Origin of the sequence: Ilumatobacter sp. (assembly GCF_041688325.1) — a bacterium.
Taxonomy (GTDB): domain Bacteria; phylum Actinomycetota; class Acidimicrobiia; order Acidimicrobiales; family Ilumatobacteraceae; genus Ilumatobacter_A.
This window is the reverse complement of record NZ_JBDNIJ010000353.1, coordinates 12646-38074: the sequence shown is the minus strand read 5'-3', so window position 1 is coordinate 38074 and position 25429 is coordinate 12646. Positions and strand designations below refer to the sequence as shown.

Below are 25429 nucleotides of genomic sequence, written 5' to 3'. Positions count from 1 at the left end.
ATCGTATGGCTTCCGTGAGTGCAACCACCCCTATCGAACTGGTCGAGCGTGTCTACGCCGCTCTGGCGGGCAACGTCCAGATCGGACGCGACCGTCTGCAGCGTCCGCTCACACTGACGGAGAAGATTCTCATCAACCACCTCGCTGACCCGGAAAACCAAGAACTCGAGCGCGGCGACAGCTACGCCGACTTCCATCCCGACCGAGTCGCTATGCAGGACGCGACAGCCCAGATGGCGCTCCTCCAGTTCATGACCGCCGGGCTTCCCGAAGTCGCCGTGCCGTCGACTGTGCACTGCGACCACCTCATCCAGGCCAAGGTTGGCGCCAAGATCGACCTCGGTGTCGCCGTCGACACCAACGCTGAGGTGTACGACTTTCTGAAGTCGGTCAGCGCCAACTACGGCATCGGCTTCTGGGGCCCAGGCTCGGGCATCATCCATCAGGTCGTCCTCGAGAACTATGCGTTCCCCGGCGGCATGATGATCGGTACCGACAGTCACACCCCGAACGCCGGCGGCCTCGGCATGGTCGCCATCGGTGTGGGCGGCGCTGACGCAGTCGACGTCATGACTGGCTTTGCGTGGAACGTCAAATGGCCAAAGGTCATCGGGGTCAAGCTCACGGGAACGCTCTCCGACTGGAGTAGCCCGAAGGACGTCATCCTCGAAGTTGCTCGTCAGCTCACCGTCAAGGGTGGCACAGGCGCCATCGTCGAATACTTCGGCCCCGGCGCCGACTCGATCTCCGCCACCGGCAAAGGCACGATCTGCAATATGGGTGCCGAGATCGGCGCCACGACCTCCTTGTTCGGCTACGACGCCAACATGGGTGAGTACCTCAAGGCCACTGGACGTGCCGCGATCGCTGATGCCGCCGACAAGGTCATTGACCACCTCCGTGCCGACGACGGTGCCCTCTACGACCAGATCATCGAGATCAACCTCGACGACCTCAGGCCGCTGATTAACGGCCCCCACACCCCCGACCTTGCACACAAGGTCGGGGCCGGCGTCGGCGAGGCCGCCCGTGCCAATGATTGGCCGCTCGTGCCGTCAGCTGCACTGATTGGTTCATGCACCAACTCCTCGTACGAAGACATCACTCGCGCCGCATCGATTGCACGCCAGGCCGCGGCACGGGGCCTCATGACCAAGATCGACTTGATGATCACGCCGGGCTCCGAACAGACCCGAGCCACCATCGAGCGAGACGGCCTCCTGGCCGACCTCGAAGCCATCGGTGCCACCGTCTTGGCCAACGCCTGCGGCCCGTGCATCGGCCAGTGGAGCCGCCCAGAGTCGATTCTCAACCAGTCCAACACGATTGTCACCTCGTACAACCGCAACTTCCCGAAGCGCAACGATGGCTCGGCAAACACGCTGGCCTTCGTCACCTCGCCCGACACGGTGATGGCCATTGCACTGGCGGGTCGCCTCGACTTCGATCCGACCACCGACACGATCACCGCCCCCGACGGCACCGAGGTCAAACTCAACGCTCCGGTTGGCCAGGTCCTGCCGGACGCCGGCTACGACCCGGGCGAAGACACGTTCACCGCTCCCCCGGAAGATGGCCACGACATCCCGATTGCAGTGAGCCCCACGTCCGATCGTCTGCAACTTCTTCAGCCATTCGAACCTGTTTCGCTCGATCGCTACAACGGCCTCCCGGTCCTCGTCAAGGCCAAGGGCAAGTTCACCACCGACCACATCTCGATGGCGGGCCCATGGCTCAAGTACCGCGGCCACCTCGAGAACATCTCGGGCAACCTCTACCTCGGTGCCGTCAATGCATACGCACAAGAAAGCGGCGCGCCCTACGAGGTCGGGTTCGGCAAGAACCAACTCACGGGCGAAACGCAGCGTTTCCCAGAGATCGCCAAGGAGTACCACGAGGCCGATCAGGCGTGGATTGTTATTGGTGACGAGAACATGGGCGAAGGCTCGAGCCGTGAGCACGCAGCCATGGAACCCCGCTTCCGGATGGGTCTCGTTGCCATTGCGCGTAGCTTCGCTCGCATCCACGAGACCAACCTGAAGAAGCAGGGCATGGTCCCACTGACGTTTGCTGATCCCGCCGACTACGACAAGATTGGCGAAGACGATCGCATCAACGTGATCTCGCTGCCGCCGGTCCCTGGCGAGAGGGTGCAGTGCGAGATCGTCAAGCCTGACGGTTCGATCGTGCCGTTCGAATGCGAGCACACGTTCAGCCCCGAGCAGGTCGAGTGGTTCAAGGCCGGTTCGGCACTCAACATCATCCGCCAGAAGTCGAAGGGCTGATCCTGCCAGTGACCGGACACGACCGAGCAGTCGGCGTGATCTGGTCGATCGGCGTCATCGTGCTCGTCGCATCGATGATCGCCGGGGCCGTTCAGGTCTTCAATGACTTCAGTGGCGAGATGGCCTTCCGTTGGATCATGGCGCTGTTCTTCCTTGGCGGATCACTCGCCTGGCTGACCGCGTCCTACCAGAGCGCACTGCGCCGCTTCTTCAAACGCTGAGGCGGGACGCCCCGACACACTTCCATCCGCCTCATGGTCACCCTGACCGTGCTCACTGCATTGTCAATCGTGCTCGGTTCGTTCGGCGTTGGCATGTTGGTCAGTTCGATCGTCGTGACGAGACGGAGCGGAATGCGCCACGGCGTGAACATTGCGATCTTCGTTGGTCGTCGAGCGTTCTTGCGCCGCAACTTGGTGCGCAGGTCACGATGCGCGTCGTCGGGGTGTTCACCATGCGTGTGACGATGACCCTGACCTTCCGACGTTCGATCGTCGATTTGCGCTGACGCTCGAGAGCCCGATCAGGCGCGACCAGAACGATCGGTCAAGCACTCCGGACAGTTGCGCCCCTCAGGTGTTCCGGAATGGTGTTCCGGAATGGTGTTCAGCTCGTTCGGTGGAGGTCGTGTCCGTCGAACCAGTAGCAATACCGGTGCCGTGCAGCGGGGCCCGGCGGGATCGTCAGAGCTGCTTCGCCAAATTCGATTGTTTCGCCGACCTGTTCCCACAGAACGTCGACGTTCAACGGCTGTTCGGCATGCGGTCCAGATTGCGGTTCACATGGTGGTTCACATGGTGGTCCACATGGTGGTTCACATGGTGGTTCAGATGGTGGTTCAGATGGTCGTGATTCGGCCCAGTCGGGTTCGCGGGCGCCGACGGGCAGAACGGTGGTGCCGTCGGGTCTGATCAGGAAGATCCGGCCACTACTGGCACGTCGACTTCGAATCTTGTTCGCGTGTTTCCACCGGTCGTGGGATCCGCAGAGTGGCATCGCGTTGGCCTGATCGGTTGAGCCACCATCGCTGGCCCATTCTCTGCGGTGATCAACGTCGCACAAGGTCGCCGGAATGTCGCAGCCGCGGTGGGTGCAGGTGGTGACCAACAGCTGGGCGGCTTCTCGGGCTTTTGCGGTGAACAATCGCTGCGTGCGGCACTGCGGGCTGGACCGACGTTCCGGTCGTGGTTTCGCACCGATGCTTCGACAGGTCTGCTGCCGCGGCCTCGAACACATCGTCGGGGAGCCCGAAGATGTTCGGCGAGTCGACAAGGCCGTGAGCGAACATTGCGTGCCCGGCCGAGACGTGGTCGAACAGGATGTTGACCAGTGGGTCGGGTGTGGTGCCATCGGCCGGAACAGTCGCCCATGCCAGGAAGATCTGATGCAGTGCATCGAACTTGCGCTGCACGATGGTCCGTGGGAGTGGATGGTTGAGTGCGTCGTCGCCGTGGTCTGCACGCCGTGCTGCACAGTCGCATTCGAACTCGGCTTGCACCGCCAGTTCGAAGATCTTGGCCATCTCGGCAGCAGCTTGCGTGCACCCACCGGAGGCATGCACCGTGACAACTCCGCTGTCGTCACGGACGCTTGCTGTGCGGTGGTCTTCGTGGAACTTTTGTGTATCGAACGCACCATCGGGGTCAGCGCGGTCGATGAAGCGATCGATCACTTTGTCGAACTGGCTGTACTCGAGCTGCTCAGCCTGCTCCAGCAGGATCGGCACGAAGTCGGCGAACTGATCACCGGCACGGGGATGCGATGCTGCCGTGGAGAGCCGATCGATCTGGTCGATGCCGATCTGGCCGGACAGCAGTGCGTCGCCGACTGCCTCATGATGGTTGACCAGGTCGGCGCGGCGGCGGATTCTGTTCGCCTGCGCACCCGAACAGTTCAGCGTTCCCTTGAGGTAGGTCCGGATCGACCGGTGGCCGCCGACACGAAACGAACCGCGAGCCGACAACGTCGTCAACTCCCCGATTAGCTCTGCGAACATAGGTACAACTCTCCCCTCCGTCGGTCGACCTTTCTATCCGTCTACCAGGTGCGATACTCCTACAGGTGGGCCCAGCGACAGACCCGTCAGAGGCCCCTGTCGAGCGCGCGCTACCGGGTCGAACACCACCACAAGGGGCCAATCGACACACCTCCAATTCGACGTCTTGGTGACCTGGTTACGGGCCACTCCGCGCGCTGTGCTGGAAGAGAAATTCTCAAGAAATTTGAGTGTCTCGTCGAAGAGACGCCTTCTGCATCAGATGACGGCGATCGGGGTGTCGCGCCCCGCCGGGTGGCGGCAATCCAACCAATCAGGCGCGGCGGCTGGATTCAACGTCGTTGAGGTTGAGGTGGTTGCGCATGTACTGGTTGAGCGCGTTGCTCTGGGGCACGTAGTCCCACGCTTCGAACCGACCCTGGCGCAACGCTCGGTCGACTGTCGCCCGCGCCACTTGGTTGGCCCGAACTGCCGCGTCAATCGCAGCCGCGTCCCAACGCTCAGCCACTTCTGCTTCGAACGCTGCAGCGACGTCGGCATGTTCGGGGTCGGCTGCCAGATTCCTCAACTCGGCCGGATCCACAGCCACATTAAAGAGTTGCGGCGGGTCAGCACGCGACGACACGTACTTCCAATCGCCTCGGCGGATCATGAAGATCGGCGCCACCGCACCCTCACCGAGGTACTCCCCCACGACGGTCTTGCCGACGCCACCATCGAGCACGCTGCAGCCGTCCATCGTCGCTGGCACCTCGACACCTGCGAGGTCGAGCATGGTCGGGGCAATGTCGAGCAGGCCGACGTGCTCGTCGATCCGCTCGCCGCCAGCCACGCCGGGCCGGCGGACAATCAGCGGGATCCGGGCGCTGTGCTCGAAGAAGCTCATCTTGTACCAGAGGCCACGCTCGCCGAGCATGTCGCCGTGATCACCCGTGAAAATCACGACTGTGTTGTCGGCCATGCCATGCCGGTCGAGCGTGTCAAGCATCTCACCGATGTGGTGATCGACGAAGCTGATGTTGGCCAAGTACGCGTGACGGGCGTTGCGAATCTGGCCGTCGCTGATCTCGGTGTTGTCAGCCCCGATCACCTGGCGGAGGCGTCGGCTATGCGGGTCGTTCGCGTCGTCGGCGATGGGGTCGACCGACGGCATCGGAATGGCATCATGATCGTAGAGATCCCAGAACTGCTGACGAGCGATGTACGGATCGTGCGGGTGTGTGAACGATGCCGTCATCATCCACGGGCGATCATCGGCAGTCCGTGCCAAATCGCGCAACTTACGGATGCTGTGATGAGCAACGTCATCGTCGTAGTCGAGCTGGTTCGACGCGTCAGCAATGCCAGCGTGCAGCACCGAATCCATGTTGTGAAACCACCAATCGAAACGGCCGTCCGGGTCGCCCCAGTTCGGCGTCCACCCGAAGTCGGCCGGATAGATATCGGTGGTGAGGCGCTCTTCATAGCCGTGCAGTTGGTCGGCGCCAACGAAGTGCATCTTGACGACAAGCGACGTTTGGTAGCCAGCAGACCGCAAGTAATGAGCGAAGGTCGGAATGCTCGACGTGAACTCCGATGCGTTGTCGTACGCACCGATTCTGCTGTTCAGCTGGCCGCTCATCATCGCGAAGCGAGCAGGCGCACACAGTGGGCTATTGCTGTACGCACTCGTGAACGTCGTTCCCTCGACAGCAAGCCGATCGATGTTCGGCGTGATCGCCGGGCCACCGTGAATCGACAGGAACGGCGCCGACAACTGATCGGCCATGATCAGCAAAATGTTCGGCTGCTGTCGCGTCGAAGAAGTCGCCGGCCCTGCCGCCGGCTCGGTCATCGACGCCCGCCTTCGACGGCTGCGCCGCGGTACACCTCGGTGTGGTCTGGAGGCAGCGGATCGTTGCCGAGGATCAAGTCGGCGGCTTTCTCCGCGATCATCATCGTCGGTGCATAGGTGTTGCCGTTACTGACGTTGGGCATGCAACCCGCGTCAACGACACGGAGGCCCTCGGTGCCGTAGACCTTCATCGAGTTCGGGTCGAGCACCGCCATTGGATCGTCAGCACCGCCAATCTTGGTCGTGCACGACGGGTGCAACGCAGTTTCGGAGTCTTTGGCGACCCAGTCCATGATCTCTTGATCCGTCTCGACGGAAGGGCCCGGTGAGATTTCACCGGCGTTCATTGGCTCGAATGCCGGCTGCGTCAGAATCTTGCGCGCCGTGCGAACTGCTTCGATCCACTCACGGCGATCTTGCTCGGTACTGAGGTAGTTGAACTGCACGGCTGGGTGCTGGCGCGGATCACGCGTTGTGATCTTCACCGTGCCGCGAGCGTCCGAATACATCGGCCCCACGTGCACCTGATAACCGTGCTCGATCTTGGCGTCGCTCCCGTCGGGCCTGCTCGGTGCCGATCCGTCGTAGCGAATCGCGATCGGCAGGAAGTGGAACATCAGGTTCGGATACGACTCATTCGGATTGCTCTTCACAAAGGCACCGGCCTCGAAGTGGTTCGACGAGCCCGGCCCCTTGCGGAACAACCACTGCAGGCCGATCCACGGCTTCTTCCAGTGCGCCAAGTGCGGTTGGATCGACACTGGCAGCTTCGATTCGTATTGGATGTACACCTCGAGGTGATCCTGCAGGTTCTCCCCCACGCCTGGCACATGTGCCACGACGGGAATGCCGAGTGATTCGAGGTGCTCGCGATCGCCGACACCTGAAAGCTGGAGGAGCTGCGGGCTGTTGAAGGCACCGCCGCACAGGATGACTTCCTTGCCATCGATCGTCTGTTTCTTCTTGCGGAGGCCGACTTCGACGTCGACACCAGTCGCGCGGTTGCCGTCGAAGTTCACCTTGCTGACCTGCGCCCGCGTCATCAACGTCAGGTTCGGCCGGTCGAGTACGGGGTGCAGGTACGCCCGGGCTGCACTGAGGCGGCGACCGCGTGACACGTTCTTATCGAACGGCGCAAACCCCTCCTGGCGATAGCCGTTGACATCGTCGGTGCGGTTGAAGCCGGCTTCGACCCCCGCTTGCAACCATGCGTCGAACAGCGCGTTGTTGGCCGGGCCGCGCTCCAACTTGAGCGGACCCCCGTCGCCGCGCAGGCCCGGGTGTTCCGGCTCCTCGCCGGCCAGGCAGTTCTCCATCCGCTTGAAGTAGGGCAGGCAGTGCGCCCAATCCCAATTCTCTAAGCCGGGTAGGGCGCCCCACTTGTCGTAGTCCATCGGGTTGCCCCGCTGGAAGATCATGCCGTTGATACTCGACGAGCCGCCCAGCACCTTGCCGCGAGCGTGGTAGACCCGTCGGCCATCCATGAACGGCTCGGGCTCGGACTCATACTTCCAGTCGTAGAACCGACTCCCGATCGGGAAGGCCAGCGCCGCGGGCATGTGGATGAAGACATCCCACTTCCAGTCGCGGCGACCTGCCTCGATCACAAGAACTTCGTTGGATGGATCGGCACTCAAACGATTGGCAAGCGCACAGCCTGCAGAGCCGCCACCGACGATGATGTAGTCGTACACCCATACAGTCTGCCATCGAGGCAGTGCCCACGGTTGCGAACACCGAACCGCTCCCGCTTTTCGCCTGACAACGTCTGCACGCCATAGGTTCACGCCTATGGATCTGCAATACGCACTTCGCACCAACGGCACCGTTCGCTCATTCAAGGACGAGCCGGTCGGGCTCGACACCGTCGCTGCGATCCTCGATGACGCCCGGTTCGCTCCGTCAGGTGGCAACGGCCAGCCGTGGCGCGTCGCTGTCGTCGAGGACCGCCCGCTCCGGCGAAGCCTGGCCGACCTGATGCAGCCGGTGTGGGACGAGTACCTCGAGATCCGCATGGCCGGCGGCCAGCCATACACCGTGGTGGGATACGACACGCCAGACAAGATCACGCCCGGCAAGCCCAACGAACTCTTGGATAACATCGACTCCGTCCCAGTCGTGCTGGCTATCGCTGCCGATCTCGGCAAGATCGCAATGATGGACGCCGACCTCGAACGGCCGCCAATAACCGGCGGCGGGTCGATCTATCCATTCTGCTGGAGCCTCATGCTGTCGGCGCGGCATCACGGCCTCGGGGGCGTGATGACCACCTTCCTGAGTCGTCGCGAACCAGAAGCTGCTGGCCTCCTCGGCCTCCCCAAAGACCACGCACTCGTTGCGACGATCTTCCTCGGTCGCCCTGTGAAGCAGCCCACGCGACTCAATCGTGAGCCAGTCGCGTCATTCGCAACAATCGACGGCTTCGACGGCGCTCCGCTGCAGTCCCACTCCAACTGACCCGGCTGGGCCCAAGCCGCCGTGGCACACTTGTCTTGTGGCCGACCCGTCGACAGCACCGTCTGCCGGCCACCTGGTCAGTCGCTACGTACGTGCATCGTTCCCGCAGCGGATCGGGGCAATCATGGTCGACGGCATGCTGTTCTGCGTGCTCGTTCTCGTCCCTGCGTGGATCATTTCATGGGGGTTCGGCCCTGGCGGCATGACCGGCTGCGGCCTCACCACCGCCAACCTTGACGGCGAATGCATCGCCTCGGCCGAGGCATTGCGCTTCACCCGCATCGTGTTCTACGCCCTCTCGGCGTTGTGGGTCCTCTGGTACAGCCGATCGATCTCACAGGGAGCATCGGTCGGCAAGCGGTCGACCGAGATCCTGGTGATCGATGCGAAAACCGGCAAGACGATCTCATTCCGCCGTGCTGTGCTCCGCACGCTGCTGTCAGCGCTGAGCTTTCTGTTCTTCTTCGTCGGGATGCTCGTGGCGATCACCAACCGCGAACGCCGCGCCGCGCATGACCTGATTATGGGCACCCGGGTGATCAGCCCGTAAAGCCAGAGAGCAGCAGGGCCGAACTGGCTACTCGAAATCCCAGTCGTACGGGATGTTGTCGTCGCCGCGGTACTGCTCGATCGCATGTGCCTTGGCGTTCTCGATGAACCGCTTGACTTTCATTGGATCTTTCCTGCCAGGCTCTTTCTCGACCCCACTCGCCACGTCGACGCCCCACGGCCGAACTTCCTCGACCGCGTTCCCGACGTTCTCGGGGGTGAGGCCACCGGCGAGAATCAGCTTCATCGAGTCGGGTGCATCGCCCGCGATCGACCAGTCGAACAGCTTGCCGCTGCCCGGGCTCGGTGCATCGAGCAAGAGCATGTCGGTGCCGTATCGATCTGCATTGGGAAGGTTTTCGTCGTCTGACGCGAACGCCTTAATCACCCAGCGAAAATGCCCAGCGATCTCTTTGGTTTGGTCTGGAGTCTCACGACCGTGCAGTTGAATGGCCTTGATGCCGGCCTTGTGGGCAATCTCTATAACGCGCGACGGGTGCTCGTTGCGGAACACACCAACGGTCAGGATCTCGGGCGGCAATCGGCGCGTGATGTCGTACACCTTCTGCGGTGCAACCTGTCGTGTCGACGGTGCAAAGACGAAGCCGACAGCGTCAGCGCCCATTGCTACCGACAGGAGTGCGTCGTCTTCGTTGGTGATACCGCAGATCTTCACGAACATGAGATCTCGAACGGTACTTGCACCAGCACCCGTGCGTCGGTATCTGTTTCTTGGCTGTTGCAACTCATGACATGCCTGGACCGGGTCGACCTTTGGAACTCCCCGTAACGCTGTCACCCTCTGAACCCAAGCTGACCGCGGTGTGAAACGTCAGAAGGCGGGGCGCTTAACGCAGGACGCTGGTGAGCAGCAGGCTGGTCTCGCTGTTGACGACCCCTTCAACTGATCGAATCTGGACGAGGACGCGGTCGAAACTGGCCAGCGAGTTGGTGCGAATCTCGGCCACGAGGTCCCAGCCGCCGTTCGTCGTGTGGAGCGTCTGCAACTCAGGGATACCCCGAAGTCGTTTGATGACGTCTTCTGTGGTGCGGCCTTCGACCTCGATGAGCGACACGGCCCGGACCGACTGCGGGTCGTGATCTTCGCGGATACGGACGGTGAAGCCAAGCACCGTGCCCGACTCCTGGAGTCGATCGAGACGACTGTTGACCGTTGCCCGGGTGACGCCAAGCCGGCGAGCAAGCGTCGTCACCGGCTCTCGCCCATCGGCACGAAGCGCCGAGATCAGCTGTTGATCGAGTTCGTCCAGCTCCTGCATGTACACAATGCTAGGTCAAGACGAGCATACTGAACAGTACAGTAGTCAGATTGCCACAATTATGCCATTGCTGCTACACATTGCACAGTCGTACGGTGGTCGTATGAGCGATACTGCTGTTCGATTTGTTGACGTCAAGAACATCACGCGCTGGGCCGCACAGGAGGGTGTCGAGAACATCATGCTCGGCATGATCGACTACATCGAGGCCGACTTTCGGCGCTGGCCCGTGTTCGATAAGTGCGCTCGTATCGGCAGCCACTCCGATGTCGGCGTCATCGAGTTGATGCCGACGAGCGACGGCCAGGAATACGGATTCAAGTACGTGAACGGCCACCCGTCAAACCCCGCCAGCGGTCATCAGACCGTCACGGCATTCGGCGTGCTCGCTGATGTTGCCACCGGTTACCCGACCTTCTGGTCAGAGATGACTGTACTGACCGCCCTCCGTACAGCTGCCACGTCGGCCATGGTTGCAAAGCATCTCGCACGGCCCGACAGCGCAACGCTTGCCCTGATCGGCAACGGCACTCAGTCTGAGTTTCAGGCGCTCGCAATGCGTGCAGCGCTCGGCATCAACTCCCTGCGAATCTGGGACACCGACCCCGCCGCCATGCAGAAATTTGTCGGCAACGCCGAACCGCTCGGGTTTGACGTGTACGTCGCCTCGAGTGCCCACGACGCAGTCCGCGGCGCGGACATCGTCACCACGTGCACAGCCGACAAGGCCAGCGCCACCATCCTCACTGCCGACATGATCGAGCCGGGAATGCACATCAACGCTATTGGCGGTGACTGCCCCGGCAAGACCGAACTCGATGCTGCGATCCTCACCCTGGGCGACGTCTTCGTCGAGTTCCCCGAGCAGACATGGATCGAGGGCGAGATCCAGCAGATGCCCGCCGACTTTCCCATCACCGAGCTGTGGCAGGTGCTCCTTGGCGAAGCCGCCGGGCGCACCTCCCCCGACCAAATTACGATTTTCGACTCGGTTGGCTTCGCCATTGAAGACTTCGCAGCACTGCGCTACCTCCGTGACGCCGTCGACGGCACCGACTTCTACGCACTCGTCGATCTCATCGCCGACCCCTCCGACCCCAAAAACCTCTTCGGCCTCGTCGCCGACGCCCGGGTCCCTGTGTTATCTGGCGGTGCGTGATGATCCAGGCGCCAAGCGCCGTCGTGATGGTCCGCCCCCATCATTTTTCCCCCAACCCTGACACCGCGGCCGATAATTCATTCCAAGCATTCGACGACCAAAGATCAGGCGTCGAAATCGCTGCAGACGCGGAGCGTGAAGTCACCACGGCTGTCGCCACGCTCCGCTCGGTCGGTGTCGACGTGCACCTGTTCGACGACCACGAGACCACCCGCCCAGACAGCGTCTTCCCGAACAACTGGTTCTCGACTCACTCGGGCGGCCACGTCGCGATCTATCCCATGTACTCGCCGAGCCGTCGGACCGAGCGCCGCGTCGACGTGATCGACGCGCTCAAAGAGCAGTTCCGCGTCCAAGACGTCATCGACTACTCAGGGCTCGAACACGACGACGTGTTCCTCGAAGGCACCGGCGCCATGGTCCTCGACCACGTCACTCGGGTGGCGTACGCGGTCCGATCCAACCGTGCAAACCCGATCGCACTGGAACGGTTCTGCACGAACTTCGGCTATGAACCGATGGCCTTCGACGCAACTGACGAAGCGGGTGTGCCGGTGTATCACACCAACGTGATGATGACGATCGCCACCGATTTCGTCATGGTCGGCCTCGACATGATCGCCGACACCCACCGCCGGCGCGAAGTAATCGAACGCCTCACCTCGCCGGGTCGGGCCGTCGTCGGCCTCAGCTACGAGCAGATCAACAACTTCGCCGGCAACGCCATCGAACTTCGCGGTCGAGACGGTCGTGTCCTGGCACTTTCCCAGCGGGCCTACGACAGCCTGCGCGACGAACAGCGTGATGTGATCAGCCGGAGCTGCACGTTGCTCCCCCTCGACGTGCCGACCATCGAACTCGCCGGCGGCAGCGTGCGCTGCATGATCGCTGGCATTCACCTTGACCGACGCCCAGTAGCAGTGCCACTTCAAAAATCAGCCTGACGAACGTCGTGGTGCTTGGCACCCTTCGTCGTCATTGCGCGAGACTCAGGCCATGAAGAACTTCCGTGGCACGACCGCAGCGATCACCGGCGCCGGGTCAGGCATCGGGCGAGCGCTCGCCATCGATCTCGCGCAGCGTGGCGCCAACCTGGCGATCAGCGATGTCGACGATTCCGGCCTCGCCGAGACAGTCGGCCTCTGCGAAGGCCATGCCGTCAAAGTGACGTCCCAGCACCTCGACGTTGCCGACCGCGATGCAATGTTCGAATGGGCTGACGATGTAGCCAACCAGCACGACGGCGTGAACATGATCGTGAACAATGCCGGTGTCACGCTCGGGGCCACGTTCGAAGGTTCATCGATCGATGACTTCGAGTGGCTGATGAACATCAACTTCTGGGGGGTCGTTCACGGCACCCAGGCATTCCTGCCGCATCTCCGCGCCGCTGGCGATGCCGGACCGGAACACAGCCACGTCGTCAATATTTCGAGCGTGTTCGGGCTGGTGTCGATCCCGGGCCAGTCTGCATACAACGCGGCGAAGTTCGCAGTTCGCGGCTTCACCGACGCACTCCGCATCGAGCTGGAAATCGAGCGTGCCCCTGTTTCCACGACCACCATCCACCCGGGCGGCATCAAGACCAACATCGCCCGCAACGCTCGACTCACTGACAGCATGCACGACGTCGGTGCCGAGGCGAGTGACTTCACGACAGAGTTCGACAAGCTGGCTCGAACGACTCCGGAGAAAGCCGCCCGTCAGATCCTGAAGGCCGTCGAACGCAACCGTCGCCGCGCATTGATCGGCCCAGATGCCGTTCTCTTCGACATCGCATCGCGCCTCCCCGCCGGGCTGTATCAGCGTGCGCTGATCGCCGGCGGCCGACGCGAACTGAAGTAGCCGAACGACGACACTGCCAAGAACGGCAACCACCGCATTCCCAGCCTCTAGATCGTTTTCGGGTAGTAGCTGCCAACTGCTCGCGACGAAACTTCCGAACGGAAGTCAGAGTCGAACGGCCACGCATCTTCTTCGCCCTTGACCGGGCCCTGCACGAAGCGGCCGTAGTCGCCACCGACGCGTTCTTGGCCCAACAGTGACCAGGCCTGCCGCTTGTAGGTCCAGTTGTCAGGTTGCAGCCGGTGGCAGGCATTGAAGTGCTCAATCGCTGCATCGCGATTGCCCGCTTGCCAAAGGTGATTGGCCAGCTCGAAGTGAGCGGCCCCCTTCGACATGGCGGCATTGCGCGGCTCGGACCGGGCGACCACTTCGTCAGGCGACAACACGAATTCACTCGCGTCACCTTTGGTGACCCAGTCGCGAATTGCGTCAGGGTACGACATGCGGTCCTGACCCGAACCGAGCACGGCCCACATACCCGGGCCGTCGGCAGGCTCGTCAGGTGCGCCATGCGCCTTGCCGAGGTCTGGCATGCCCTCGAGCATCTCCTTCGGGAACTCCTGTCGGCCACCCGGCCAGCCCGGCTCGGGCGGTCGGACAATCATTCCGGCTTCATCAATCCACACAACGTTGGGAATGTTGACGACGCCGAAAAGGGCGTCCATTTGGTGGGTCGGATCGAGCAGGGACGGGTGTTCCGGTGACGCTGCTTCGATGTATCGACGCGATGCCTCGGGGCCACTCAGTTCGAGTGAGACCGTGACGATCTCGAGGCCGTCGTCGTGGAGTTCATTGCGCAGTGTCTGCCAACCTGGCAGATCGAATGAGCAACCTCAATACGGCGCCCAGGAGACGATCACGACCTTCCGCCCGAGGAGCGACGACAGCCGAAACTCGTTGCCGTCCAAGTCGCTCAAGATCAATTCAGGGGCCTGCGCTGTGGCCAGCGCACGGTCGCCGATCGACTCGGGGCCAATGGCTGTCAGCCCGCTCGACTCATCGGTCACAATCGCCATACCGAGCCGCTCAGCAGCGGAGGCGAGGTCGAAGCCACCGTTGGACGACGCCAACGGCACACACACTTCTGCTTTGCATGCGCCCTGCGGTTTGATGTCCCAACCGGTGCCGTCGAGAAAGTCAGCAGCGGTGATGTCAAGCGTCCGTGTCAGCATGTCTCTACCGTACGAGCCGAGACTCTTCGGGACACAGACCAGCCGTCAGCCAATGAGTTCGGCGAGCGCCTGCTTCGGGTGTGCACTCGTCACGAGCGTTTCGCCGACAAGCACGGCGTTGTAGCCAGCGGCTTCGAGCATCCGAGCGTCGTCGCCGCCCCGCACGCCGGATTCGGCCACCTTCACCGCATGGCCGGGAATGACTCCGCCCATTCGGATCGCCCGTTCGTGATCGACCTGGAAGGTGACGAGGTCGCGCTGGTTGACCCCGACGAGCGTCGCATTGGCCTCGAGCGCATGCTCAAGTTCAGCTTCGTCGTGGATCTCGACCAACACGTCGAGCCCAATCTGTGTGGCGAGCGCGTGGAACCCAGCAAGTTCTGCCGAGTCGAGGGCCGCAGCAATCAGGAGCACGCAATCGGCGCCCATCAATCGGGCGTCAAGCACATCCCGTTCACTGACGGTGAAGTCTTTGCGAATCACCGGCAGCGAGCACGCATCACGAGCCGCCTGCAGGTCAGCGACTGAGCCGCCGAAGCTGTCGGCGTCAGTCAGCACCGAGAGACATGATGCTCCCCCGGCCTCATATATCTTGGCCCACTCAGCCGGATCGAGGCCGATGTTGAGATCGCCTTTCGACGGCGAGCGACGCTTGATCTCGGCGACAACCCCAAGCTTCGCGCTGTCAGCTAACGCAGCACGGAACCCACGCACGGCAGGCATGGCTGTTGCTTCGTCGATGAGTCGATCGATCGGGCGCGTGTCGGCAGCGGCCATCTCGCGATGGCGATCGAGAATCTTGTCCAGGTAGGTCGCAGCCATGTTGAGCCGGTTGCGCCTAGAAGCCGAGCTTCTCGCTCACCGTTGCCAGCAGCTGGTCGATCGGAACGCGAACCTGTTCCATCGTGTCGCGATCACGAACGGTGACGGCGTTGTCGTCGAGCGATTCAAAGTCGACAGTAACCGCCAACGGCGTACCGATTTCGTCTTGACGGCGATACCGCTTGCCAATGTTTTGGGTCTCGTCGTAGTCGACCATGTATCGATCGGCGAGCAGCTTGCGGATCTCGTGGGCCAACGGCGTCAGCGTGTCCTTCTTGCTGAGCGGCAGCACGGCGACCTTGTACGGAGCGAGGCGCGGGTGGAGGCGAAGCACAGTACGTACTTCTCCGTTCACCTCGTCTTCGTCGTACGCCGCAAGCAAGAACGCCGCCATCGTACGAGTGGCGCCGGCGGCTGGCTCGATCACATACGGCACATAGCGCTCTTGCGTCTGCGGATCGAAGTAGTCGAGCTTCTCACCCGACGCAGCAGCGTGTGCCTTGAGGTCGAAGTCGGTGCGCTTTGCGATGCCCTCAAGCTCGTCGAAGCCCCACGGGAACTTGAACTCGACGTCAGACGTGCCGGTCGAATAGTGCGACAGCTCGTCTTCGTCGTGCGGGCGCAGCATGACCATCTCTTCAGGGATGCCGTGCTCGATGTACCAGTTGAGGCGCTCGTTACACCAGTACTCGTACCACGTGTCGCTGTCTTCCGGCGGGACGAAGAACTCCATCTCCATCTGCTCGAATTCACGTGTGCGGAAGATCCAGTTCTGCGGCGTGATCTCGTTGCGGAAGCTCTTGCCGACCTGGGCGATGCCGAACGGCGGCTTTTTGCGGCTCGTCTGTAGCACGTTGGTGAAGTTGGTGAACATACCCTGTGCGGTCTCGGGGCGGAGGTAGGCGTCGGCGCCTGCACCTTCGACCGGGCCAGCCTGAGTCTTGAACATCAGGTTGAACTCGCGGGCCTCGGTAAAGCTGTTCTTCTCGCCGCAGTCGGGGCAGGTATCGGGGTCGTCAAGCTTGTCGAGGCGGTGCCGCGTTTTGCAGTTTGTGCAGTCGACGAGCGGGTCCGAGAAGTTGCCGAGGTGCCCAGATGCTTCCCACACCTGCGGCGGCCCCAGAATGGCGGCGTCGATCAGCACCACGTCGTCGCGCAGTTGCACCATCGACCGGATCCATGCTTCTTTCACATTGCGCAGCAGCAGCGAGCCGAGGGGCCCGTAGTCGTAGGTCGAGCGGAAGCCGCCGTAGATCTCTGCTGACTGGGACACGAACCCACGTCGTTTGCAGAGGCTGACAATTTGATCAAGATCCGTGGCCGGCATAGGCATTCGAGTCTATGAGCGCACTGTCGGACCCACCCTGCGCATTTGTGTCACCGGAACTCCAACTGAGCGATCCACCCTGGCGAGCTGGACTGCTTCGGCTTCGGCTTGTGATTCGGCCGAAGCGTTTGACCCCTCAGTGCGCTTCAAACATCGCGATCGCCTTCAGCCGTCGCTCGATGTGGAATTCGAGGGCTCGGGTCGCGAGGCCTGAGACTTCGTGCGTGATTGGCGACTCTTCCTGAGCAAGCGCGTAGGCCAACCGACCTCCAAGAATGTTGCGCAGCAGGTCGAGTGCGCCCGGGCTGATCGACTGTCCTGAACGACACGATCGGCAGAGTACGCCTCCTTCGTTCACGTCGAAGGCAACCAGTTGCGTTTCCGGGCCGGATTCGCCGCAGCGCACGCACTCCTCGAGCTGCGGCCGAACCCCCTCATGAGCCAGCAGTTTCCAGTAAAAGGCAGGCACGTTCAGCGGAGATGGTTTGACAGCAATCGTCCGAAGCACCCCGACGATCATCTGATACAGCCGTGGGTTCGGCTCTCGTTCGAGCGACAACTGGTCGGCAGCCTCAAGCACGGCAAGCCCCTGCGATGCCCTGTCGAGCGACGACAGCATCGGAGCGAGTGGCTCGACCGATTCAGCCTGCGTCACGATGTCGAGTTCGCGTCCCCGGTACAACTGCAGGTTGACGTGACTCATTGGTTCAAGCCGAGCGCCAAACTTCGACTTGGTCTTACGGACACCCTTCGCGACCGCACGAACCTTGCCGTTATTGCGTGTATGGATGACAATGATGCGATCGGCTTCACGCAACTTGTAGGTCCGCAGGACGACCCCCACATCCCGATAGATCTCGCTCATGCACTCGCCCTGCAAGCCATCGAGAGGAGCGAGCACGTCACCGGGCCATTCTTCCATGGGAGCAGGCCCACGCGGCGCCCGTTGGGGTACCCGATCTCCGTCGGCTCCACGGGGTATCGTGCGGATCCTGATGAGCGACCCCCCTGCCGGCTCCGAGCCAGGAGCCGCACTCGTTGCGCTCGCCACCGTCACTGCCGCTCTGGAGAACTCCGAAGACCGTCCGGGCCAATTCGAGATGGCGCGGCTCGTCGAGCAGTCAATTGCCACCGGGAAGCACCTCGTCGTGCAGGCAGGCACGGGCACTGGCAAGACACTTGCTTATCTTGTGCCGGCCATCACCGGTGGCAAGCGCGTCGTCGTCGCAACTGCGACCAAAGCACTGCAAGACCAGCTTGCCGAGAAGGACCTTCCGTTCCTCGCCGAACACCTCGGCGTCGACTTCAGTTGGGCAATCCTCAAGGGACGCAGCAACTACGTCTGCCTGCAGCGACTACGCGAGGTGAGCGCCGAAGGCGAAGGCCAACTCGAACTCGAATCGATGGCCGTCGTCACAAAGGCAGAGATCCAGAAGATCGCTCTCTGGGCTGCGAAGTCGCCGACCGGGGATCAAGCCGAACTCGACTGGTCCCCCAGCGACAATGCCTGGCGCTCGGTCAGCGTCGGCAGCGACGAATGCCCCGGTGCCGACAAGTGCCCACTCGGCGACCCGTGTTTTGCCGAGCAGGCGCGTCGTAAAGCTGCTGCTGCCGACGTGATCGTCGTCAACACGTACCTCTACGGGCTCAACGTGGCAGCCGACGGCGCCGTACTGCCGGACCATGACGTCGTTGTGTTCGACGAGGCGCACACGCTCGAAGACACGATGAGTAACACGGTCGGTGTCGAAATTTCTCCCGGGCGATTCACCGCGCTGTCCGGTGTGGTCCGCAAGATCATCGACGACCCGTCGATCACTGGTGGAATCTCCGACGTTGGCCCAAGCCTCCGCGATGTCCTTGAGCCAGAGCTTGGAAAACGGCTACCGACGCCGCTGCCTGACGATTTGCAAGAGGTGCTCACTGACGCTCGCCTCACGTTGGGCGACGCCAACAACACGCTGGTCGCGATTGACACATCGAACGAGGACGCGAAGCAACGCAAACTCCGCGCCCAGACGATGGTCGGGCGAACGATCGAGTATCTCGACGTCGCCATCGAAGGCAAAGCGGGCTACGTCGCATTTGTCTCAGGCAGCCGCGACTCCCCCCGCCTCGAAATTCAGCCCCTCGACGTCGGGCCAACGCTCAAAGAAGGCGTCTGGACCAAACGCACCGCCATCCTCACCAGCGCCACGATTCCTACATCGTTGGCAAGTCGAGTCGGCATGGAATTCGGCGGTAAGAAAGTCGAGGTCGCCGATGTCGGCAGCCCGTTCGACTACGAGGCCAACTCGATTCTCTACAACGCAATCCACCTGCCGAACCCGAACGACCCTGGGTTCAGAGCGAAAGCAAACGACGAACTCGAAGCACTGATCAACGCTGCGGGCGGCCGAACGCTGGCGTTGTTCACGAGCTACCGGGCGATGGACGAGGCTGCCGAAGAGATGAAGTCCCGGTTGGACTTCCCCATCCTCACCCAACGCGACCTCCCGAAGCCCGCGCTGGTCAAGACGTTTGCCGACTCGGAGGAAACCTGCCTGTTCGCAACGGCCGGGCTCTTCCAGGGCGTCGACGTCCCAGGCCGCACACTGTCGCTTGTCGTCATCGATCGGATCCCGTTCCCTCGGCCGGACGACCCGCTGCTGTCGGCCCGTCGTGACCTGCTCGGCCCTGCCGCATTCAGCGAAATCGACATCCCGCGCGCCTCGATGATGCTCGCCCAGGCGTGTGGCCGCCTGATTCGTACCGCCGACGACAAGGGTGTCGTCGCGGTGATGGACCCGCGCCTCGGCAAAGCCCGCTACCGCTGGGACATCGTCAAGGCACTGCCTCCAATGAAGCGCACACGACACCGAGCAGAAGTCGAGACATTCCTCCGCTCCCTCCGCGAATAGTCACGCATGGGGTCAGGCCCCTTTCGCAACTATCTGCCGTGGTGCCGTTCCATCATGTCCGGATAGCTACGCGAGAAGTAGTTCCAGAGCTGTTCGCCGTACGTGCTTGTATGCGTCGTACTCGCAATGTCGCCAATGCCCGCTTCGGTTTGCTCTTTGGTCGCCATGAATCCTGCCGACCTGTGCCGCTCGCTCGCTGTGACCGCATCGACGAATCGCTGGTCGAGCCCGATCGGATCGAGGGGCGTGTCGAGTGAAGGGCCGTGGAAATACGCCGCCGACATTCGTGGCTCGCGGGTGATCACACGGTGCGCCGTGGCCAGGAGATAATTCCCGGTCATCGCCTGCAACATCTCGCCGATGTTCAAGACGAACGAGTTCGGTACGACCGGAACATCGATCCAGACACCGGTGGGGTCGAGGACCTGCAGGCCAGGCGTCTCGCCGGCAGCGAGCAAGGTGACGAAGCCCGTGTCGTTGTGGGCGTTGACCCCGGCTGCGCCTTCGGGTGTGGGCGGGTAGCTGATGAACTTGGTCAGCGACATCGCGTCGTTGCCGAACGCCGCAGCGAATTGCTCCCGCGGTAGACCGAGCCCGGTGGCGAAAAGGCTGAGCACTTCGTCGGAGAGCGTTCCGAGCCGTTCGAACCAGTTGAGAGCGAGTTCTCGTTGACCCGGCAGTACGTCCTCAGGCATCCATTGGTTCGGCCCAAGCAGCTGCAAGTAGTCCGGACCGTCAGCCTGATCGCTCGGCGGGTGCTCACTCCACACATCGATCTGTTCTCGGATGTCGGGCCGGTTATTCGTGAATTCCGTCCCGACAGATTCCCACCCACGGAAGTACGGCGATGCCGACTTGTCGATCATCCGTTTCTGCTCGTCGGGCAGCGCGAAGAACGTGCTCATCATGTCGAAGACCCCAGCGATCAGTCCATCGGGCAGACCGTGGTCAACGAGAACCGCAAACCCAATGTCGTGGTACACCGCCGTCAGTTCGTCGGCGAGGCTGCGCCGGTCGTCGTCGCTCCCGCGCAGCCGCTTCAGGCTCATCACAGGAATTCGTCCGGCCTCAGCTGCAAGCATGCTCACCACCCCATCGTGGCGCCTGGAGAGCCATCGCGTCGAAATCGACGGCACAGCGTGTCCCGGATTGGCTATCCGACCGACACAGAGTTGCGAAAGGGGCCTGACCCCATACGTAACTATCCGAGTGTGTCGATGTTGTTGAGCTCACGGAAGCTTTGCTCGAGGCGCTCAATGAAGCTCACTTCGCCGGCACGGAGCCACACCCGCGGGTCGTAGTGCTTCTTGTTCGGCGAGTCGACACCGTCAGGGTTCCCGAGTTGGCCCTGCAGGTAGTCGTGCTTATCAGCCTCATAGGCACGGATGCCGTCCCAGTACGCCCACTGCAGGTCAGTGTCGATATTCATTTTGATAACGCCGTAGCCGAGCGCTTCTTCAATCTCAGCAGCCGAGGAACCCGAGCCGCCGTGGAACACGAAGTTGACCGGCTTATCGCTCGAGGTCGAGTACTTCTCAGCGATGTGGGCCTGAGCATCGCGGAGGATGGTCGGGGTGAGCTTGACGTTGCCGGGCTTGTACACGCCGTGGACGTTGCCGAAGGCTGCTGCGATCGTGAAGTTCGGGCTGACTTCCATGAGCCGCTCGTAGGCGTACGCCACTTCTGCAGGCTTCGAGTAGAGGTCTTCGGGGTTGGCATCAGAGTTGTCGACGCCATCCTCTTCGCCGCCGGTGATACCGAGTTCGATTTCAAGCGTCATCCCGAGAGGCGCCATGCGTTTCAGATAGTCGACGCAGATATCGAGGTTTTCTTCCATCGGCTCTTCGGAGAGGTCGAGCATGTGCGAGCTGAACAACGGCGAACCGGTCGCGGCGAAGTGCTCTTCACCGACATCGAGGAGGCCAGAGATCCAGGGCAGTTTGCTCTTCGGGCAGTGGTCGGTGTGGAGAATGACGCGAGCGCCATACGCCTCGGCCATGGTCTGCACGTGCTTGGCGCCGGCGACCGAGCCCAGGATCGATGCCTTGGCAGCATCGACCGGGACGTTCTTGCCACCAACGAAAGCCGAACCACTCGTGGAGAACTGGATGATGACCGGGCTGTTCACCTTCCCGGCGGTTTCCATCACGGCGTTCATCGAATTCGTGCCAATGCAGTTGGCGGCTGGCAGTGCAAACCGCTCAGCCTTGGCGAGCGCGAACACTTCGTTCACGGCCTCTCCGGTGAGGACACCTGCGGGGAAATCGTTACGAAGATCAGTCACGCGTGCGACCTTACGCGTTGGCTCCGACCATGGCCCAACATCTGAACGAAGAGTACGTTCAGCGCCATGACGGAACTCGTTCGAACCGTGGTCGATGGCGGTATCGCCACGATCACTCTCGACTCCCAGCACAATCGCAATGCACTGTCTCGCCAGCTCCTCGCCGAACTCCACGCAGGCATCGACGCCGCCGAGGCGGCCGACGCCCGAGCCATCGTGCTCCGCCACGAGGGGCCGGCATTCTGCGCAGGCGCCGACCTGAAGGAACGTGCTGCCGCCGCTCATGACGCCCCCGAAATCGGGCCGAATCAGATGGTTACTGCACTCCAGCGCCTCATGGACACCGAGCGTCCGACGATTGCTGCCGTGAACGGTGCGGTGCGCGCCGGCGGTATCGGCCTCATGGCATCGTGCGACCTGGTGGTCGTCAACAGCACCACCACGTTCGCGCTGACGGAGGTCAGAATCGGTGTGGCCGCGGCAATCATCTCCGTGCCGATCCTGCAGCGTGTTCCTGCGGGGAAGATCGCTGCGGCGATGCTGACCGGTGAGCAGTTTGATGCAGCCGAAGCCCGGTCAATCGGCCTCGTCACCCACGTGACTGACGACGTCGACGCAACAGTGCAGTCACTGATCGACGGCGTTCGTGCCGGTGCACCGAGGGCTGTTCGGGAAACAAAAGCACTCCTCAAAAGGGTTCCAACGTTGGACCGTAACGTTGCGTTCGACGAGATGGGTCGACTCTCGGACGAGTTGTTTCGCAGCCCTGAGGCGCTGATCGGCATGGAGGCATTCAAGGAGAAGCGGTTGCCGATCTGGGGCGGCGAGCGCATCTGATGGAAACCATTCAGATCTCAACGGTGTCTGGCCAGCACCTCACCGCTGACCACTGGCCCGGTGACCAAACACCCGTGTTGCTCGCCCACGGTGGCGGCCAGACGAGACACTCATGGGGCGGCACCGCCGAGAAGCTTGCTGCAAACGGCCATCGCGTCATCTCCATCGACCTCCGTGGCCACGGCGACTCGTCGTGGGATGCCAAGGGCGACTACTCGATGGCTGCCTACTGTGCCGACGCTCAGCACGTCGTCGAGTGGATCGGCGAGCCGGTTGCCTGGGTTGGCGCATCGCTCGGCGGGATGACTGGCCTGCACGCTGTCGACGGAAATCCAAATTCGTACACCTCACTGACACTCGTCGACATCACGCCGCGGCCCGCCAAGGCCGGGGTCACCCGCATCCTCAACTTCATGTCCGCTCGGGCAGAAGACGGCTTCGCAAGCCTTGACGAAGCTGCCGACGCCATTGCCGAGTATCAGCCGCATCGGCCTCGGCCGACCGACTTGACCGGATTGGCCAAGAATCTGCGCCACCGCGACGACGGCCGCTGGTACTGGCACTGGGACCCAGCCTTCATCACATCTCGCGGCCAACTGAACAGCGAGCATGCCCGTGACGGCCATCACGACGAGCTGGAGGAGATGGCCCGGCGCATCACGATGCCGACCCTCTTGATTCGCGGCAAGCTCTCTGACCTGGTCACCGAAGACGAGGTCCAGGCGTTCTTGGAGATGGTGCCGCACGCCGAATACGTGGATGTCAAAGGAGCCGCGCACATGATCGCCGGCGACAAGAACGATGTGTTCACAGATGCGGTGGTCAACTTTCTCGATCGCTGAGGTTCATGCGATAATTGGCCAATGACTACCAGCGCAGACCTGCACGAACGCATCGTCGGACAGAACCTCCCGAAGCGATTCCTCACCAACGTCGAACGCAACGGCAGTATCGAAGTACTCAACTGGAAGAATTCTGCAGGCGACTGGGAGTCCAAGACGCTCGCCGAGATGGCAGACGACACCGCACGCCTCACGGCTGCACTCAAGGATCTCGGTGTCGGCGCCGGCGACACGGTCGTCATGATGATTCGCAATCGCCAGGAATTCCATGCCCTCGACATGGCAATTCTGTTCTGCGGTGCCACACCTGTGTCGATCTACAACTCGTCAGCTCCTGACCAGATTCGGTACCTCATCAACGACTGCGGCGCGACAGTCGCCATCCTCGAAGACGCCGGCTTCCTCGCTCGCTTCGATGCGGTACGCGAGAAGATCCCAACCATCAAGCACACCGTGCTGATCGAGTCTGAAGGCGCCGCTGACGACATCATTCGCTACAGCGACATGCTCGCTTTCGAGCCGGTCGACCTGGCAGTCGAGGCCGAAACGGCCGTGCTGTCCGACACCGCCACGATCATCTACACCTCCGGCACAACCGGCCCGCCCAAGGGCGTCATGTTGAGCCACAGCAACGTGGCCTGGACCCTCGAGTCCGTCGGCCAGTCGATGCGTGACCAAACCGACATCACCGACTTTGCAGGCAAGCGCCACGTGTCGTACCTGCCGCTCGCCCACGTCATGGAGCGCCTCCTCGGCCATTACTACATGATCGATTTCGCCACCAAGGTCTACTGTTGCCCCGAGACCTCGCAGATGCCGGCAACCGTCCGGGAGACCAAGCCGAACATCTTCATCGGCGTTCCGCGGGTGTGGGAGAAGATGTACGCCGGTGTCAACGCTGCCATGGCTGCGGATCCCGTGAAGGAGCAGCAGTTCAACGACGGTGTCGCAGCGGCCCTTCCGATCATGGAAAAGATGACCGCCGGCACCGCCACCGACGAAGAGATCGCCACCTGGAACTTCCTCGACGAAGTCGGCTTCAAGGCCATCCGTGGATTGATCGGCCTCGACGAAGTCGAAATTGGTATCTCCGGTGCCGCTCCGATCCCAGCCGAGATCCTCGGCTGGTTCCGTGCAATCGGGGTCCCACTCAGCGAGGGCTACGGCATGTCCGAGACCACCGCTGTGCTCTCCTGGTCAGCGGCTGCAAAGCCGGGCTTTGTGGGCCGACCTGCAACCGGTGTCGAGATGAAAATCGCCGAGGACGGCGAGGTCCTCGCTCGTGGCGGCAACATGTTCGAGGGCTACCTCGGGCTGCCTGACAAGACCGCTGAGTCCATCGACGATGAGGGCTGGGTGCACACCGGTGACATCGGAGTGATCGATGACGAGGGCTACCTCAAGATCGTTGACCGCAAGAAGGAACTGATCATCACTGCCGGCGGCAAGAACATCAGCCCAGCCAACCTCGAAGCAGCGCTCAAGATGATCCCACTGGTCGGCCAGGCGTGCGCTGTCGGTGAGCAGAAGCCGTTCGTGACGGCACTCGTCGTCCTCGACCCCGACGCAGCGGCGGCGTGGGCTCGCGAGCATGGTCTCGAAGGCGACGCCGCCACGATGGCCGCGATGGCTCAGAACGCTGATGTCATCGCCGAGGTCGAGGCCGGCCTCATCGTGGCCATGGCCGACTTCAACAACGCCGAAGCCGTCAAGAAGGTCAAGGTGCTCGGCGCCGAATGGCTCCCCGACACCGACCTGCTGACACCGACCTCGAAGCTCAAGCGTCGCGGCATCCTCAGCACCTTCGCCGACGAAATCGAAGCCCTCTACAAAAAGTAGA

Annotated in this window: 22 protein-coding genes; 11 read left to right on the top strand and 11 right to left on the bottom strand. The window is 62.2% G+C overall.

Translation table 11 applies throughout. The annotated features are described in order from the left end of the window. Positions 1-5: 5 nt before the first annotated feature. Together ACH2EI_RS18385 and ACH2EI_RS18380 are read left to right on the top strand one after the other, a co-directional pair. On the top strand, positions 6-2285 hold the full coding sequence (locus ACH2EI_RS18385; RefSeq protein WP_395156794.1) for an aconitate hydratase: 2280 nt from the start codon (positions 6-8) through the stop codon (positions 2283-2285). 8 nt (positions 2286-2293) lie between these two features. Further along, positions 2294-2506 carry a hypothetical protein gene (locus ACH2EI_RS18380; RefSeq protein WP_395156792.1) on the top strand — a complete coding sequence of 71 codons (213 nt, stop codon included), beginning with the start codon at positions 2294-2296 and terminating at the stop codon, positions 2504-2506. A gap of 827 nt (positions 2507-3333) precedes the next feature. Here the strand turns inward: ACH2EI_RS18380 and ACH2EI_RS18375 are convergent. The 3 genes from ACH2EI_RS18375 to betA form a co-directional block, all read right to left on the bottom strand. Beyond that, positions 3334-4281 (bottom strand): DUF222 domain-containing protein, encoded by a 948-nt coding sequence (locus ACH2EI_RS18375; protein ID WP_395161077.1) that lies wholly within the window; start codon positions 4279-4281, stop codon positions 3334-3336. Between the two features lie 313 nt (positions 4282-4594). Then, positions 4595-6115: a choline-sulfatase gene (gene betC, locus ACH2EI_RS18370; RefSeq protein ID WP_395161075.1), complete on the bottom strand. Its 1521-nt coding sequence runs from the start codon at positions 6113-6115 to the stop codon at positions 4595-4597. Next, on the bottom strand, positions 6112-7809 hold the full coding sequence (gene betA / locus ACH2EI_RS18365) for a choline dehydrogenase (protein WP_395154288.1): 1698 nt from the start codon (positions 7807-7809) through the stop codon (positions 6112-6114). Before betA ends, betC begins: the two co-directional genes overlap by 4 nt. A gap of 97 nt (positions 7810-7906) precedes the next feature. On the opposite strand from betA, the gene ACH2EI_RS18360 reads away from it, so the two are divergent. Together ACH2EI_RS18360 and ACH2EI_RS18355 are read left to right on the top strand one after the other, a co-directional pair. Then, entirely contained in the window at positions 7907-8572 is a 666-nt protein-coding gene (locus ACH2EI_RS18360) for a nitroreductase family protein (RefSeq protein WP_395154287.1), read from the top strand. A 37-nt stretch (positions 8573-8609) separates the two neighbouring features. After that, the gene (locus tag ACH2EI_RS18355) at positions 8610-9122 is read left to right on the top strand and encodes an RDD family protein (RefSeq protein ID WP_395154286.1); all 513 of its coding nucleotides are present in this window, start codon (positions 8610-8612) and stop codon (positions 9120-9122) included. 27 nt (positions 9123-9149) lie between these two features. On the opposite strand, the gene ACH2EI_RS18350 is transcribed toward ACH2EI_RS18355, so the two are convergent. Further along, the gene (locus ACH2EI_RS18350) at positions 9150-9803 is read right to left on the bottom strand and encodes a phosphoribosylanthranilate isomerase (RefSeq protein WP_395154285.1); all 654 of its coding nucleotides are present in this window, start codon (positions 9801-9803) and stop codon (positions 9150-9152) included. 166 nt (positions 9804-9969) lie between these two features. Continuing rightward, complete coding sequence (locus ACH2EI_RS18345; protein WP_395154284.1) at positions 9970-10401, bottom strand: Lrp/AsnC family transcriptional regulator; 432 nt, start codon at positions 10399-10401, stop codon at positions 9970-9972. A gap of 103 nt (positions 10402-10504) precedes the next feature. Between ACH2EI_RS18345 and ACH2EI_RS18340 the strand changes: the two genes are divergently transcribed. Genes ACH2EI_RS18340 through ACH2EI_RS18330 form a run of 3 tightly spaced genes read left to right on the top strand, consistent with a single transcriptional unit; the run spans position 10505 to position 13405 of the window. Further along, positions 10505-11560 (top strand): ornithine cyclodeaminase, encoded by a 1056-nt coding sequence (locus ACH2EI_RS18340; protein ID WP_395154283.1) that lies wholly within the window; start codon positions 10505-10507, stop codon positions 11558-11560. Further along, positions 11560-12504, top strand: coding sequence for a citrulline utilization hydrolase CtlX (gene ctlX, locus ACH2EI_RS18335; protein ID WP_395154282.1), 945 nt, complete (start codon positions 11560-11562; stop codon positions 12502-12504). The genes ACH2EI_RS18340 and ctlX overlap by 1 nt, the downstream gene beginning before the upstream one ends. A gap of 52 nt (positions 12505-12556) precedes the next feature. Next, on the top strand, positions 12557-13405 hold the full coding sequence (locus ACH2EI_RS18330; protein WP_395154281.1) for an SDR family NAD(P)-dependent oxidoreductase: 849 nt from the start codon (positions 12557-12559) through the stop codon (positions 13403-13405). Positions 13406-13452: 47 nt separating this feature from the next. Here the strand turns inward: ACH2EI_RS18330 and ACH2EI_RS18325 are convergent, their stop codons facing one another. From ACH2EI_RS18325 to recO, 4 genes are all read right to left on the bottom strand, one after another. Then, positions 13453-14577: a ResA-like WAxxUGC motif-containing protein gene (locus ACH2EI_RS18325; RefSeq protein WP_395161073.1), complete on the bottom strand. Its 1125-nt coding sequence runs from the start codon at positions 14575-14577 to the stop codon at positions 13453-13455. Positions 14578-14622: 45 nt separating this feature from the next. Next, positions 14623-15399, bottom strand: a complete 777-nt coding sequence (locus ACH2EI_RS18320) for an indole-3-glycerol-phosphate synthase (RefSeq protein ID WP_395154446.1) — start codon at positions 15397-15399, stop codon at positions 14623-14625. 16 nt (positions 15400-15415) lie between these two features. After that, positions 15416-16726, bottom strand: a complete 1311-nt coding sequence (locus tag ACH2EI_RS18315) for a glycine--tRNA ligase (protein ID WP_395154447.1) — start codon at positions 16724-16726, stop codon at positions 15416-15418. Positions 16727-16862: 136 nt separating this feature from the next. Further along, a complete protein-coding gene (gene recO / locus ACH2EI_RS18310; protein ID WP_395154448.1) occupies positions 16863-17648 on the bottom strand; it encodes a DNA repair protein RecO in 786 nt (261 codons plus the stop codon). 73 nt (positions 17649-17721) lie between these two features. Here recO and ACH2EI_RS18305 point away from each other — a divergent pair, with 73 nt between their 5' ends. Beyond that, positions 17722-19626: an ATP-dependent DNA helicase gene (locus ACH2EI_RS18305; protein WP_395154449.1), complete on the top strand. Its 1905-nt coding sequence runs from the start codon at positions 17722-17724 to the stop codon at positions 19624-19626. Between the two features lie 29 nt (positions 19627-19655). On the opposite strand, the gene ACH2EI_RS18300 is transcribed toward ACH2EI_RS18305, so the two are convergent. Together ACH2EI_RS18300 and fbaA are read right to left on the bottom strand one after the other, a co-directional pair. Beyond that, the gene (locus ACH2EI_RS18300; RefSeq protein ID WP_395154525.1) at positions 19656-20708 is read right to left on the bottom strand and encodes an isopenicillin N synthase family dioxygenase; all 1053 of its coding nucleotides are present in this window, start codon (positions 20706-20708) and stop codon (positions 19656-19658) included. Between the two features lie 119 nt (positions 20709-20827). Continuing rightward, a complete protein-coding gene (gene fbaA / locus ACH2EI_RS18295) occupies positions 20828-21910 on the bottom strand; it encodes a class II fructose-bisphosphate aldolase (protein ID WP_395154450.1) in 1083 nt (360 codons plus the stop codon). 66 nt (positions 21911-21976) lie between these two features. Here fbaA and ACH2EI_RS18290 point away from each other — a divergent pair, with 66 nt between their 5' ends. Genes ACH2EI_RS18290 through ACH2EI_RS18280 form a run of 3 tightly spaced genes read left to right on the top strand, consistent with a single transcriptional unit; the run spans position 21977 to position 25428 of the window. Beyond that, a complete protein-coding gene (locus ACH2EI_RS18290) occupies positions 21977-22747 on the top strand; it encodes an enoyl-CoA hydratase-related protein (protein WP_395154451.1) in 771 nt (256 codons plus the stop codon). Continuing rightward, positions 22747-23589 carry an alpha/beta fold hydrolase gene (locus tag ACH2EI_RS18285; protein WP_395154452.1) on the top strand — a complete coding sequence of 281 codons (843 nt, stop codon included), beginning with the start codon at positions 22747-22749 and terminating at the stop codon, positions 23587-23589. Before ACH2EI_RS18290 ends, ACH2EI_RS18285 begins: the two co-directional genes overlap by 1 nt. A 21-nt stretch (positions 23590-23610) precedes the next feature. Further along, positions 23611-25428 carry an AMP-dependent synthetase/ligase gene (locus ACH2EI_RS18280; RefSeq protein WP_395154453.1) on the top strand — a complete coding sequence of 606 codons (1818 nt, stop codon included), beginning with the start codon at positions 23611-23613 and terminating at the stop codon, positions 25426-25428. The last annotated feature ends 1 nt before the right edge of the window (position 25429 follow it).

Bases quoted from the DNA above. Each gene is read 5' to 3' on its own strand.
- ACH2EI_RS18385 (WP_395156794.1), top strand. From the start codon at position 6: ATGGCTTCCGTGAGTGCAACCACCCCTATCGAACTGGTCGAGCGTGTC.
- ACH2EI_RS18375 (WP_395161077.1), bottom strand. From the start codon at position 4,281: ATGTTCGCAGAGCTAATCGGGGAGTTGACGACGTTGTCGGCTCGCGGT.
- betC (WP_395161075.1), bottom strand. From the start codon at position 6,115: ATGACCGAGCCGGCGGCAGGGCCGGCGACTTCTTCGACGCGACAGCAG.
- ACH2EI_RS18360 (WP_395154287.1), top strand. From the start codon at position 7,907: ATGGATCTGCAATACGCACTTCGCACCAACGGCACCGTTCGCTCATTC.
- ACH2EI_RS18350 (WP_395154285.1), bottom strand. From the start codon at position 9,803: ATGTTCGTGAAGATCTGCGGTATCACCAACGAAGACGACGCACTCCTG.
- ACH2EI_RS18345 (WP_395154284.1), bottom strand. From the start codon at position 10,401: ATGCAGGAGCTGGACGAACTCGATCAACAGCTGATCTCGGCGCTTCGT.
- ACH2EI_RS18340 (WP_395154283.1), top strand. From the start codon at position 10,505: ATGAGCGATACTGCTGTTCGATTTGTTGACGTCAAGAACATCACGCGC.
- ctlX (WP_395154282.1), top strand. From the start codon at position 11,560: ATGATCCAGGCGCCAAGCGCCGTCGTGATGGTCCGCCCCCATCATTTT.
- ACH2EI_RS18330 (WP_395154281.1), top strand. From the start codon at position 12,557: ATGAAGAACTTCCGTGGCACGACCGCAGCGATCACCGGCGCCGGGTCA.
- ACH2EI_RS18320 (WP_395154446.1), bottom strand. From the start codon at position 15,399: ATGGCTGCGACCTACCTGGACAAGATTCTCGATCGCCATCGCGAGATG.
- ACH2EI_RS18315 (WP_395154447.1), bottom strand. From the start codon at position 16,726: ATGCCGGCCACGGATCTTGATCAAATTGTCAGCCTCTGCAAACGACGT.
- recO (WP_395154448.1), bottom strand. From the start codon at position 17,648: ATGGAAGAATGGCCCGGTGACGTGCTCGCTCCTCTCGATGGCTTGCAG.
- ACH2EI_RS18305 (WP_395154449.1), top strand. From the start codon at position 17,722: ATGAGCGACCCCCCTGCCGGCTCCGAGCCAGGAGCCGCACTCGTTGCG.
- ACH2EI_RS18300 (WP_395154525.1), bottom strand. From the start codon at position 20,708: ATGCTTGCAGCTGAGGCCGGACGAATTCCTGTGATGAGCCTGAAGCGG.
- ACH2EI_RS18290 (WP_395154451.1), top strand. From the start codon at position 21,977: ATGACGGAACTCGTTCGAACCGTGGTCGATGGCGGTATCGCCACGATC.
- ACH2EI_RS18285 (WP_395154452.1), top strand. From the start codon at position 22,747: ATGGAAACCATTCAGATCTCAACGGTGTCTGGCCAGCACCTCACCGCT.
- ACH2EI_RS18280 (WP_395154453.1), top strand. From the start codon at position 23,611: ATGACTACCAGCGCAGACCTGCACGAACGCATCGTCGGACAGAACCTC.